Origin of the sequence: Bradyrhizobium viridifuturi (genome assembly GCF_001238275.1) — a bacterium.
GTDB lineage: Bacteria > Pseudomonadota > Alphaproteobacteria > Rhizobiales > Xanthobacteraceae > Bradyrhizobium > Bradyrhizobium viridifuturi.
On record NZ_LGTB01000013.1, the window covers coordinates 171,753 to 183,514 of the forward strand.

Annotated in this window: 13 protein-coding genes and 2 pseudogenes; 9 read left to right on the forward strand and 6 right to left on the reverse strand. The window is 64.3% G+C overall.

Translation table 11 applies throughout. The features are described 5' to 3' along the window. The first annotated feature begins 7 nt into the window (after positions 1 to 7). The 4 genes and pseudogenes from ALC15_RS14335 (at position 8) to ALC15_RS14350 (ending at position 2,530) form a co-directional block, all read left to right on the forward strand. Positions 8 to 1,068, forward strand: a pseudogene (locus ALC15_RS14335) (alpha/beta fold hydrolase). Between the two features lie 17 nt (positions 1,069 to 1,085). Next, the gene (locus ALC15_RS14340) at positions 1,086 to 1,433 is read left to right on the forward strand and encodes an MmcQ/YjbR family DNA-binding protein (protein WP_050627759.1); all 348 of its coding nucleotides are present in this window, start codon (positions 1,086 to 1,088) and stop codon (positions 1,431 to 1,433) included. A gap of 154 nt (positions 1,434 to 1,587) precedes the next feature. Next, the gene (locus ALC15_RS14345) at positions 1,588 to 1,941 is read left to right on the forward strand and encodes a hypothetical protein (protein WP_050627760.1); all 354 of its coding nucleotides are present in this window, start codon (positions 1,588 to 1,590) and stop codon (positions 1,939 to 1,941) included. Between the two features lie 175 nt (positions 1,942 to 2,116). Beyond that, positions 2,117 to 2,530, forward strand: a complete 414-nt coding sequence (locus ALC15_RS14350) for a hypothetical protein (RefSeq protein ID WP_050627761.1) — start codon at positions 2,117 to 2,119, stop codon at positions 2,528 to 2,530. Positions 2,531 to 2,626: 96 nt separating this feature from the next. Here ALC15_RS14350 and bfr read toward each other — a convergent pair. Beyond that, a pseudogene (gene bfr, locus ALC15_RS14355) lies at positions 2,627 to 3,114 on the reverse strand (bacterioferritin). Positions 3,115 to 3,345: 231 nt separating this feature from the next. Continuing rightward, positions 3,346 to 3,621, reverse strand: coding sequence for a (2Fe-2S)-binding protein (locus ALC15_RS14360; protein ID WP_050422037.1), 276 nt, complete (start codon positions 3,619 to 3,621; stop codon positions 3,346 to 3,348). A gap of 351 nt (positions 3,622 to 3,972) precedes the next feature. On the opposite strand from ALC15_RS14360, the gene ALC15_RS14365 reads away from it, so the two are divergent. Together ALC15_RS14365 and ALC15_RS14370 are read left to right on the forward strand one after the other, a co-directional pair. Next, positions 3,973 to 4,278 (forward strand): hypothetical protein, encoded by a 306-nt coding sequence (locus ALC15_RS14365; RefSeq protein ID WP_050422015.1) that lies wholly within the window; start codon positions 3,973 to 3,975, stop codon positions 4,276 to 4,278. Positions 4,279 to 4,515: 237 nt separating this feature from the next. After that, a complete protein-coding gene (locus ALC15_RS14370) occupies positions 4,516 to 4,800 on the forward strand; it encodes a hypothetical protein (protein ID WP_029084043.1) in 285 nt (94 codons plus the stop codon). A gap of 155 nt (positions 4,801 to 4,955) precedes the next feature. Here ALC15_RS14370 and ALC15_RS14375 read toward each other — a convergent pair whose 3' ends face one another. Together ALC15_RS14375 and ALC15_RS14380 are read right to left on the reverse strand one after the other, a co-directional pair. Then, the gene (locus ALC15_RS14375; protein WP_430649164.1) at positions 4,956 to 6,176 is read right to left on the reverse strand and encodes a lytic murein transglycosylase; all 1,221 of its coding nucleotides are present in this window, start codon (positions 6,174 to 6,176) and stop codon (positions 4,956 to 4,958) included. A gap of 120 nt (positions 6,177 to 6,296) precedes the next feature. Further along, positions 6,297 to 6,881 carry a TIGR00645 family protein gene (locus ALC15_RS14380; protein ID WP_050627762.1) on the reverse strand — a complete coding sequence of 195 codons (585 nt, stop codon included), beginning with the start codon at positions 6,879 to 6,881 and terminating at the stop codon, positions 6,297 to 6,299. A gap of 93 nt (positions 6,882 to 6,974) precedes the next feature. On the opposite strand from ALC15_RS14380, the gene ALC15_RS14385 reads away from it, so the two are divergent. Then, positions 6,975 to 7,562, forward strand: coding sequence for a hypothetical protein (locus ALC15_RS14385; RefSeq protein WP_244486077.1), 588 nt, complete (start codon positions 6,975 to 6,977; stop codon positions 7,560 to 7,562). Here ALC15_RS14385 and ettA read toward each other — a convergent pair. Next, on the reverse strand, positions 7,522 to 9,171 hold the full coding sequence (ettA, locus tag ALC15_RS14390) for an energy-dependent translational throttle protein EttA (RefSeq protein WP_050627764.1): 1,650 nt from the start codon (positions 9,169 to 9,171) through the stop codon (positions 7,522 to 7,524). The genes ALC15_RS14385 and ettA overlap by 41 nt on opposite strands. Positions 9,172 to 9,444: 273 nt before the next feature. Between ettA and ALC15_RS14395 the strand changes: the two genes are divergently transcribed. Further along, the gene (locus tag ALC15_RS14395) at positions 9,445 to 9,687 is read left to right on the forward strand and encodes a hypothetical protein (RefSeq protein ID WP_050627765.1); all 243 of its coding nucleotides are present in this window, start codon (positions 9,445 to 9,447) and stop codon (positions 9,685 to 9,687) included. Between the two features lie 123 nt (positions 9,688 to 9,810). Next, a complete protein-coding gene (locus ALC15_RS14400; RefSeq protein WP_050627766.1) occupies positions 9,811 to 10,773 on the forward strand; it encodes a D-2-hydroxyacid dehydrogenase family protein in 963 nt (320 codons plus the stop codon). Positions 10,774 to 10,848: 75 nt separating this feature from the next. Here ALC15_RS14400 and ALC15_RS14405 read toward each other — a convergent pair. Further along, the coding region (locus ALC15_RS14405; RefSeq protein WP_050627796.1) for a L,D-transpeptidase at positions 10,849 to 11,762 on the reverse strand (914 nt) is incomplete at its 5' end.

The window sequence follows — 11,762 nt, forward strand, 5'->3', positions numbered from 1 at the left end:
AAGCACCATGATCCGTTTGTGCGCGGCACTTCTGGCCGCCCTCGTCTCGATCTCGGTACCGGCCATGGCTGCAGATTATCCCGCGCCGCAGGATGGCGAGTGGATCGCAAAGGACTTCAAGTTCCACAGCGGCGAGGTGATGCCGGAACTGCGGCTGCACTACACCACGGTCGGCGCGCGACCGGGCAGCCGGTGCTGGTGCTGCACGGTTCCGGCGGCTCGGCCGCCAGCATGCTGACGCCGGCGTTTGCCGGCCAGCTGTTCGGCCCGGGCCAGCCGCTCGACGCAGCGAAATACTTCATCATCATCCCCGACGGCATCGGGCACGGCAAATCGTCGAAGCCGTCGGATGCGATGCGCACCAGCTTTCCGAAATACGACTACAACGACATGGTCGACGCGCAGTACCGGCTCGTCACCGAAGGGCTCGGCATCAAGCATCTGCGGCTCGTGATCGGCAACTCGATGGGCGGCATGCACAGCTGGATCTGGGGCGTGCGGTATCCGCAGATGATGGACGTGGTGGTGCCGATGGCCTCGCAGCCGACTGCGATGGCCGCGCGCAACTGGATCCTGCGCCGGACCATGCTGGAAACAATCCGCAACGACCCCGATTACAACGGCGGCAATTACACCAGCCAGCCGCGCATGATGAAATACGCCATCGCAGCCTATCGCTTCGCCAGCGCCGGCGGCACGCTCGGCTACCAGACGCTGGCGCCGTCGGCGCCGCAGGCCGACAAGATGGTCGATGACCAGCTGGCGTTGCCGGTCACCGCGGATGCCAACGACTACATCTATCAATGGGAGGCCTCGCACGACTACGATCCGTCCGCCGGGATGGAGAAGATCGAGGCCACCCTGCTCGCGATCAACGCCGCCGACGATGAGCGCAATCCGCCGGAGACCGGCGTGACTGAAGCTGCGGTGAAGCGGATCAAGAACGGCAAGATCTATCTGATCCCGGCAAGCAGCGAAACGCGCGGCCACCTCACGACCGGCGACGCCAAATTCTACGCCAGGCAATTGCAGGAGCTGTTGCAGACCGCGCCGCAACGGACGATGTAGCGATCGAGGTCAGGACGATGTCCGCAACTCGCTTTCGTCGTACAGCGCTGAGCCTACCCGACGTGATTGAAGGCGCGCATCACGGCACAGCCGACTTCCGCGTCGGCAAGCGCATCTTCGCGACGCTCGGCTATCCCGACAAGGATTGGGGCATGGTGAAGCTGACGCCGGAGCAGCAGGCTGTCGTGGTCGAGGCTGAGCCGGAAATCTTCCGGCCGGTGCCGGGCGGCTGGGGCAAGGGCGGCAGCACCAATGTCCGTCTCGCCAAAGCCGACCAGCTCACGCTGCGCAGCGCGCTGACGATGGCGCGGGACAACATCGCAGCGAAGCCCGCGAAGAAGGCACGCACGAAGAAGCCAGCCTGAACGGCGCGATCCCGCACTGCATCACGGAGACCGCACCGCTTCGCTCATTCTTTGAGCATGCATCCCGCACGCGGTTCGTGCCTAATCGCGCAAACACCGGATTCGCGCGCGGGCGTTGCGCGGATCACGCACAAGGTTTTCGCGGAGGAATGCAATGCGAAGGCTGACGCATGGCGCGGTGCTCGCGTGGCTCGTCATCATGGCGGGCGCTGCGCTGGCGTTCGACAACGGCCAATACGAAAATGTGCCGCCCGATATCCGCGCCTGGTTCAAGAGCGTGATCGCGCCGAACGGCGTGCCGTGCTGCGACATCTCCGATGGCCATCGCACCAGCTACGATGTTCGGGGCGGTGCCTATTGGGTGCCGATCGAGGGCGAATGGATGATGGTGCCGGAGCGCGCCGTGATCCGCGATCGCGGCAATCCGGTCGGCGAGGCCGTGGTGTGGTACGTGCATCACCGCGGCAGCATCATCATCAGCTGCTTCGTGCCGGCGGACGCGGTCTGACGGCTCTGCATCGGACGTGCGGTGCGCGCCAGCCCCGGGCCGATCGCGCCAATTTGAAACATCTACCTTCTGTTAACCTTACTTTTTAACCAATAATTAAGGATACGTTTGCGGGCGCAACGCGGCCCGGCCTAGCGTCCGCACACTGCTCCGTAACCGCGGGTTGGTGCGTGCCATGAGCTATCGAACATCCGGGGCGCTGCTGGCGTCCCTCGGCATTGCAGCGCTGCTGCTTGCTTCCTCGACCGAGACCGATGCGAGATCCGGAGCCGCGCCGCGCGGCACGTTCTCCTCGCACCATCCGGCCTTCCGCCACCATGTGCGGGTGCCCGGCATCGTGTTGCCCGGGACGAGCGGATATTATGACGACGCGCTGGCCGCGGCTCCCCTCGCCGCCGAGGTCCCGGCGCCGGTCTCGAACGACGTCCGCTACACCTACACCCAGGACGTGCCCTGGGATTGGGCGCACCGCTATCCGCCGGCGGTGGCGCCGTCCGATCGCCCCTATGTGTCGAGCTGCCCCACGGAGACCGTGACGGTGCCGGGACGCGGCGGTGACCGTACGATCAACATCACGCGGTGCTACTGAGCGAGAGCTTCACCCGGATCGCGAAAACAAAAGAGGCCGCCCGCAAGGACGGCCTCTCGTTTTTTTGCGGCACTCTCTCCGAGGGCGAAACGCCGCTCAGTGATCCTCGCCTTGCAGATGCCCGACGTGCTTCTGGGTGTAGAGCTCAAGACCGATGCGCTTGATCAGGTCGAGCTGGGTCTCGAGGAAGTCGATGTGGTGTTCCTCGTCCTTCATCAACTGCTCGAACAGGTCGCGGCTGACGTAATCCTTGACGCCGTGGCAGTAGGTCGCCGCCTCCTGGTAGAGCGTGCGGGCGCCGATCTCGGCGCCAGGTCGCACTCGATGATCTCCTTGACGTCCTGGCCGATCTTCAGCGGATCGAGCACCTGCAGGTTCGGGAAGCCGTCGAGGAACAGGATGCGATCGACGAATTTGTCGGCGTGCTCCATCTCCTCGATGGATTCCTTGCGCCAGACCTTGGCCATCTCCAGCAGGCCCCAATTGTTGAGCATCCGGTAGTGCAGCCAGTACTGATTGATGGCGGTCAGTTCGCTGCGCAGCCCCTTGTTCAGATAATCGATGACCTTCGGGTCGCCTTGCATGATCCACTCCACCTGTCGCGGCCACCGTTGGCCGGTCTGAATTTAGAACGCTTCTAAATCAGATTACCGGAGAGAGCAACCCATCGCGGAAGCAGCGCGTGGATAACCGGATTCGATGAATTTGGTGGAGACAGAGCGCGGCCCGCGGTGTGAAGGCCGGTACGCGGGCGGAAAACGCGTCAAGACAGGAAGCTAGCTTCGGCTCTGATCGGCTCCGAGCCGGAAAATGCCTCAGCAGGCCGCGAGCGCGAATTCGGCCGGCTCGGCGTCTTCGTCGTTGGCGGCGTGCGGATGGCCGCTGTGCGGACAGCCGGAGCAGCAGGCCTTGGCGCAGGGACCGAGCGCCTCGTCGATGATCGCCTTGATGGTGCGCGCGCAGCGGCCGCATTCGGCGCTACAGCCGAGGCAGCCATACACCTGCTTGGCATTTCGTGTCACGGACCCGCCACCGTTCACGGCATTGCGGACATCGTGGTCGCTCAGGACGTTACAGGAACAGACAATCATCAGAGGAGGCAGGTCCAACGGGTGATGCTTGGCAATATGGATATTGTCGGCCCCGGCCGGATGCAAAAGGAAAAAGCCGTTTTTGTAGCAATTCCAAACTGATGCGGGATTCATATTGGAATGAATCTAAATCGGGGGGACGCCGGTTTTTGACCATTCTCAATGCGCCGGGGACACCCGCTGCCCGATCGCGCTCGAGTCTGTGCATTGCGAAATATTTCAAAAGCTGCAAGCATTTGGTCGCGAATACGGCAGCGTCGTTCATTGAACATTCAAGCGGAATATGGAACCCTTAGCGCGAGACAGATCGCCAACGCACGCTGTCCCCGCTCCCGTGAGAAAGGTGAGGTCATGAAGAAGACATTGCTGGCGCTTTGCGCCGCCGCCACTCTGGCGGTTTCGGCTGTGGCGGTGCCCGCCCCCGCCCAGGCACAACGCGGTGTCGCCGCCGGCGTCGCTGCGGGATTGATCGGTGGCGCCATCGTCGGTGGCGCGATCGCTTCGCAGAACGGCTATTACGGTCCCGGCTACGGCTACTACGCGCCCGGTCCGGCCTATGTCGCCGAGCCCGGCTACGGCCCCGACTGCTTCTGGCAGCGCCAGCGGTTCTGGGACGGCTACACCTGGCGCGTTCGCCGCGTCCGCGTTTGCGATTGATCGCCGTTCATCTCGATTAATTCGAACCAGATGTCCCGGAAAACCGACTGTTTGTCCGGGACATCGGCTGTAGATGGCCAGAAAAAACCGCTTTTCTGCGCGATGAGCCTGCGGGCGTTTACTTTCGGTTGACTGTTCTGCGCTGTTTAGCAAGACAGCAGTTCGAGATCAGCGTGCGAGTCACCTAAAACCCGGCGTCGGACCATGACGCCACCACCTTCCAGGAGAGCCAAAGACATGAAGAAGACTTTAGCTGCCCTCGTTGCCGTTACCACGATTGCCGGTTCGCTGGCGGTTGCTCCGGCTGCCAAGGCTGGTGACGGCGGCGCCGTTGCGGCCGGCGTTGCCGGCGGCCTGATCGGCGGCGCCCTGCTCGGCGGCGCGATCGCAGGCGCTCGTCCGGCCCCGGTCTATGTTGCACCGGCCCCGACCTACGTCGAAGAAGCTCCGTGCCGCTGGGTTCGTGAGCGCTTCTGGGATGGCTACGGCTGGCGCTTCCGTCGCATCCAGGTTTGCGACTGATCGACCGACACAGTTTCAGCATCACACTCGAAAACCCGCCTTGCGGCCGGGTTTTTGTTTTTCCGCTCCGAAACAGTCTTGGCGATTGTCCTTGCAGCCCTTCGTTTGCGCATAATCTTATCGGAAAACCGCTTCGCACTTTTCCGGATCATGCTCTAGCGCTGCCCGTGCATCGCGCGCAGCACCGCCTCGCTCGGCCAGCAATCGACCTTGAGCCCGGCCTGCTTCTGGTAGGCGCCGAGCGCCGCGCGGGTCTGCATCCCGGCCTTGCCGTCGAGCTTGTCCTTGTAGAGCCCGATCTTGGTCAGCTGCTGCTGCATCGCCTCGACATCGGCCGAGCGCAGCTGCTTCGACGCCGACCATGGCGTCGCAAACGGCTGCGGGCTGGTCATGCGGTCGGCGAGATGACCGACGAACAGCACGTAGAGATCGGAGAAATTGTACTCCTTGATCACGAAGTAGTTCGGCGTGGTCAGGAAGGACGGACCGTAGATGCCTTCCGGCTGCAGCAGCGAGGCCGATTGCGCCTGCTCGGTGGCGCTGAGCTTCTGCCCGCGCACCGGCACGAAGCCCGCCCGCAGCCACTGGCTGATCGGCCTTGTCACTTCAGGCACGCCCATCGTGCAGTCGGCATTGGCCGGCGCCGTGACTTCGTAGGCCCAGCGCACGCCGGGCTGCCAGCCCTTGTTGACGAGCTGCTGCGCGGCGGAGGCGAGCGCGTCCGGCACCGAGTGCCAGATGTCGACCTTGCCGTCGCCGTCGAGATCGACGCCGTGCTTGTAGTACTCGGACGGCAGGAACTGGGTGTAGCCGGTCGCCCCCGCCCAGGACGAGCGCAGTTCCTTGCGTGTCACCACGCCCTCGCCGAGGATCTTCAGCGCGAGGATGAACTCGGTGCGATACTGATCCTTGCGACGGCCGACATAGGCCTGCGTCGCCACCACGCGGAGCGTGTCGTAGGGCAGCGAATAGCGGCCGTAGTCGGTCTCGCGGCCCCAGATCGCCAGCACGATCGTTGGAGGAACGCCGAACCGCTTCTCGATCGCGTCGAGCGACGGCCGATACTTCTGCAACAGCCGCTGTCCCTCCGCAGCGAGCCGTGCGATCGAGGCTTCCTTGATGTAGTCGGCCGGCACCTGCACGAACTCGGCCTGCGCCGGCGCGCCGGTCTTGGGACGCCCGGGCAGGATCAGGTCGGGCAGCTTGTAGTCGGGCTCGAGGGAACGCGTCTCGCGATCGAAGGTTTCACGCGATACGCCGGCCGCCTTGGCCTCAGGCCACAGCGAGGCGATGAACTGGCTGAACGCGGCGTCGGCCGCACGCGCGGGCGAGACGACGGATGCAAGCAGAAGCCCGAAGGCAAGCGCGCGGAGCAATGCCAAATGCAACAACCTGTTCAGACAGCGGTCCAATGGGCGCGCCATCCGGCGAACACCCGCGATATCCAGTGTCGTGAGGCTTATCACGACACCGGATTGCTGTGAACCGTTGGCGGCCTAATGCCCGGATTGCTGCTTGGCGCCCTCGATCGAGTCGTTCGACAATTTGTCGACGATGGCGATGCCGATCGCAGACAGGATGAAGACGCAGTGGATGATGGTCTGCCACATCACGCCGGTCTCGGTGTAGTTGCCCTTGCCCGACGACAGCGCGCCGGCCTCGATGAAGGTGCGCAGCAGATGGATCGAGGAGATGCCGATGATCGCCATCGCGAGCTTGATCTTCAGCACGCTGGCATTGACGTGGCTGAGCCATTCCGGCTCGTCCGGGTGACCCTGCAGGTTGAGGCGCGAAACGAAGGTCTCGTAGCCGCCGACGATCACCATCACGAGGAGGTTCGAGATCATGACGACGTCGATCAGGCCGAGGACGGCGAGCATGATCTGCTGCTCGCTGAAATCGAACGCGTGCGCGAACAGGTGCCACAGCTCCTTGAGGAACAGCACGACATAGACGCCCTGGGCGATGATGAGGCCGACATAGAGCGGCAATTGCAGCCAGCGCGATCCGAAGATCAGCATGGGAACGGGACGCAGCGAGCGGCCCTTCAAAGGGGCACACGCGTCGGAAACAGCGGACATGTTGGATTGCTCGCGGAATTGAAATTGCGGTGCGCTCTATCTACGCAATCCCGCGCGCTTGAAAAGCGACAACTGGCCGCAGATTGCGCCGCGATGCCGTCACGATTCCGCAAGTATCCGAATTCGACCCTTTCCCCGCCGCCGACAAGGGATAGTCTCGCCATATTGTCCGCCCAGCGCGAGCGCGCGCCGATGTTCTTTCCGAAGCTCAACGTCAAGGACGATCCGGAGCGTCGATGGCACCGGCCTGATCGCCATTTCTTTGCGAATGGTGCCTGCCAGGTGCTCGCCTACGCGTTGCTTGAGAGATACGCCGATCTCGGCTTTCACGCCCGATGGATCAAGCCGGCGCCCGGCTACACCGGCAACCACATCTACGTCACGGACGGCAAGGCCGCGTTCGACTACCATGGGCTGACCACCGAAGCGCAGCTGTTGTCGCTCGGCTTCCGGCGCGCACGCCGGTTTTTTCCAGGCTGGGACGCGACGCTCGTCGATCTGCCGGCCGAAATCCTGATCTCGGAACGGCGCTCGCGCCAGATCGAAGGGCTTTGGCTGTGCGAGCCAAAGCAATTCCTTCACGACGCGCTGCCCCGCGCACGGGCCTTCCTCGACAGGTTTGGCGACCTGCGAGGCCTGATCAGCGCGTCAGCTTCTTGTACTTCACGCGGTGCGGAATGATGCTGTCCTGGCCGAGCCGGCGCATCTTGTCCTTCTCGTAGTCCTGGAAGTTGCCCTCGAACCATTCGACATGGCTGTCGCCCTCGAAGGCCAGGATGTGGGTCGCGATGCGGTCGAGGAACCAGCGATCGTGGCTGATGATGACGGCGCAGCCGGCGAAATCCTCCAGCGCCTCTTCCAGCGCGCGCAGCGTGTCGACGTCGAGGTCGTTGGTCGGTTCGTCGAGCAGCAGCACGTTGGCGCCCGACTTCAGCATCTTGGCGAGATGCACGCGGTTGCGCTCACCGCCGGACAGCGCGCCGACCTTCTTCTGCTGGTCGGCGCCCTTGAAGTTGAACGACGAACAGTAGCCGCGCGAGTTGACTTCCTTCTTGCCGAGCAGGATCAGCTCGTTGCCGCCGGAGATTTCTTCCCACACCGTCTTCTTGCCGTCGAGCGCATCGCGCGACTGGTCGACATAGCCGAGATGCACGGTCTCGCCGACCGTGATGCTGCCCTTGTCGGGCGTCTCCTGCTTGGTGATCATCTTGAACAGCGTGGTCTTGCCGGCGCCGTTGGCTCCGATCACGCCGACGATGCCGCCGGGCGGCAGCTTGAAGCTGAGATCGTCGATCAGCAGCCGATCGGCGAAGCCCTTGCTGAGGCCCTCGAAGTCGACGACGTTGGCGCCGAGCCGCTCGGCCACCGGAATGATGATCTGCGCGGTCTGGGTCTGCTTCTCGCTGGCCTGCTTGAGCAGTTCCTCATAGCGCTGGTAGCGCGCCTTCGACTTGGCCTGGCGGGCCTTCGGCGACGACGCCACCCATTCCTGCTCGCGGGCCAGCGTCTTCTGATGCGCGGCGTCCTCGCGGCCTTCCTGCTCGAGCCGCTTCTGCTTCTGCACCAGCCAGGACGAGTAATTGCCCTCGTAGGGGATGCCGCGGCCGCGGTCGAGCTCGAGGATCCACCCGGTGACGTTGTCGAGGAAGTAGCGGTCGTGGGTCACGATCAGGATCGCGCCGGGATAGTTGCGCAGATGGCCTTCCAGCCACGACACCGACTCGGCGTCGAGATGGTTGGTCGGTTCGTCGAGCAGCAGCAGTTCCGGCTGGTCGAGCAGCAGGCGGCACAGCGCGACGCGGCGGCGTTCACCGCCCGACAGTTTCGTGACATCGGCGTCGTCGGGCGGGCAGCGCAGCGCGTCCATCGCCTGGTCGACCTTGCTGTCGAGATCCCACAGGCCCTGCGCCTCGATCTCGTCCTGCAACTTGGTCATCTCGTCGGCGGTCTCGTCCGAGTAGTTGACGGCCAGCTCATTGTAGCGGTCGAGGATCGCCTTCTGCTTGGCGACGCCCTGCATGACGTTTTCGCGGACCGAGAGCGAGGCATCGAGCTGCGGCTCCTGCTCGAGATAGCCGACGCGGGCGCCCTCGGCGACCCAGGCCTCGCCGTTATATTCCTTGTCGAGACCGGCCATGATCTTGAGCAGGGTCGACTTGCCCGAGCCGTTGACGCCGAGCACGCCGATCTTGGCGTCGGGGTAGAAGCTCAGATGGATGTTATCGAGCACCTTGCGGGTCGGGTACGCCTTGGTCAGACCCTGCATGAAATAGATGAACTGGCGAGCCATCCGCTGTCCCTGGAATTGATCCGATTTGTGGAAATTTTGCTGCCGCCGATGTAACGGCCGGCCCCCGAAAGCGCAACCGCGGGGCGTGCGTTTTCCATCCGTTCACCACGTTTCGTGCGCTCACCACGGGTGACTACGGGTTCGCGGCGATGTGCGCGCGGAATCACGACAATTGAAACCATCTTTTAATAAATCAGGCCAAAACTCGTCTGCAACGCCGGAAAACGGCGATTTTTGCGGCAGAACCGCGACCAAAACAGTTGAGGCCACGTCATGGCTACCATCATTTCAGCTCCTCTTTCGCGCCCGGCGACCAAGGGCGAGGCGACGCTGTTCGCCGAATTCCGCGCCTTCTGGAGCGCCTTCGTCGCCAAGGCTTTCAATCCCTACCGGCCGGAACTGCACTATATGCGCGGCCCGGGCCCGGCCTGCCGCGCCAAGCAGATGGCGCTGTCGCCGGCGGTCCGATCGATGCTCGCCGATATCCGGACCGCGAAGACGCGCAAGCAGTCCTGAACCGTGTGACGGTCGCCGCCTTTTGAAACTGCGGCCGCTTGCGCGCCCCCCGATTGCGCGCGACCATCAGGGGATCCCGACGGTGATTTTTGCCGTTGCCCTCACCCTGAATGGACCTTTCCGATGACGCGGCTCCGCTGTGCAATCCTCGACGACTATTTCGACATCGCGCTTTCGCTGGCCGACTGGCCGACGCTCAAGGATCGGATCGACGTCACGGTGTTCGACAAGCCGTTCGCGAGCGAGGCCGAGGCCGCGGCGAAGCTCAGGGATTTCGAGATCATCTGCGCGATGCGCGAGCGCACCCCGTTCCCGAAGAGCCTGTTCGACGCGCTGCCCAAGCTGAAGCTCCTGATCACGTCGGGCATGCGCAACGCCGCGATCGACATGGAGGCGGCCAAGGCGCGCAACGTGGTGCTGTGCGGCACCCAGTACAGCCGCGACCCCACCGCGCCCCTGACCATGGGCCTGATCCTGGAATTGACCCGCGGCATCGGTCGCGAGAACGCGCGCATGCATGCCGGCGAGGCGTGGCAGACCTTTGCCGGCACCGAGATCGAGGGCAAGACGCTCGGCGTCATCGGCCTCGGCAAGCTCGGCAGCAAGGTCGCCGGCATGGCCAAGGTGTTCGGCATGAACGTGATCGCCTGGAGCCCCAACCTCACGCCCGAGAAATGCAAGGAGGCCGGCGTCGGCTACGCCAGCAAAGACGAGCTGTTCGCGACATCAGACATCATCACCATCCATGTCGTGCTGAGCCCGCGCTCGCGCGGACTGGTCGGCGCCGCCGACCTCGCCCGGATGAAGCCGTCATCCTATCTCGTCAACACCGCGCGCGGGCCGATAGTCGACGAGGACGCGCTGCTCGCGGCGCTGCGCGAGAAGAAGATCGCCGGGGCCGGCATCGACGTGTTCTCGGTCGAGCCGCTGCCGACAGATCATCCGCTCCGCAAGCTCGACAACGTCGTGATCACGCCGCATCTCGGCTACGCGACGCGCGAGAGCCTGCAGGCGCACTATCAGCAGATGGTCGCCTGTATCGACGCCTTCACCAAGGGTGGCGAGCCGCCGCGCCGGCTGGCCTGAGGCCGGACATCGATCGGCAAACAAAAAAGGCGCGCTGTTCGCGCGCCTTTTTCAATGATGAGTTCTCCGATTGCCCTAGCGCACCGTGACCGGCGCGGGCAGCGGCTGCACCGCGGTCGGCTGCGTGCCGGGCAGCGGTGCGGCCTGCGCCTGGGTCGGCGCGGGGGCCATCGGATTGGGCGGCGGCGCGGCGGACGCCGTCGTCGTTCCCGGGGCTGCGCCGCCGGGCAGCACAACCACGCGGGTGCCGACCTTGGCGCGTTCAAACAGATCCGAGACGTCCTCGTTCAGCATGCCGATGCAGCCCGACGAGACGAACTTGCCGATGGTCGACGGCTGGTTGGTGCCGTGAATACGGTACACCGTCGAGCCGAGATACATCGCGCGGGCGCCGAGCGGGTTGCCGGGTCCGCCGGCCATGAAGCGCGGCAGATAGGGCTGACGCTCGATCATCTCCGGCGGCGGATGCCAATCCGGCCACTCGGCCTTGCGGGTGATCTTCTGCACGCCGGTCCAGGTGAAGCCGTCGCGGCCGACGCGGACGCCGTAGCGGATCGCCCGGCCATTGCCCAGGATGTAATAGAGGTAGGTGTTCGGCGTATCGACGACGATCGTGCCGGCCGGCTCCTTGGTCGCGAACGCCACTTCCTGGCGGCGCAGATTCGGGGCCAGTTGCGCGGGGCCGTCTTCCGGCTGCTCGTCCGGCGGCAGCGCCGCGATCTGCACCGGCTTGCCATTGGCATCGACCGGCGCCTGCTGCTGCGGCACGGCTCCGGTGACGCCCTCGGGCGGACGCATGCCACCGCGGTCGTCGCCATAGGACACGCCAGCGGCTGGAACGCCATTGTCGCGATTGGCCTGCTGCGCGCCCGGACGATCACCATAGATCACCGGCGGCGGCCCCATCGGACGGCCATAGCGCGGATCGTCGGGCGACATCACAGGACCGGTTGGCGCACCGCGATCGGAATAAACCGGCGGAGCGTTCA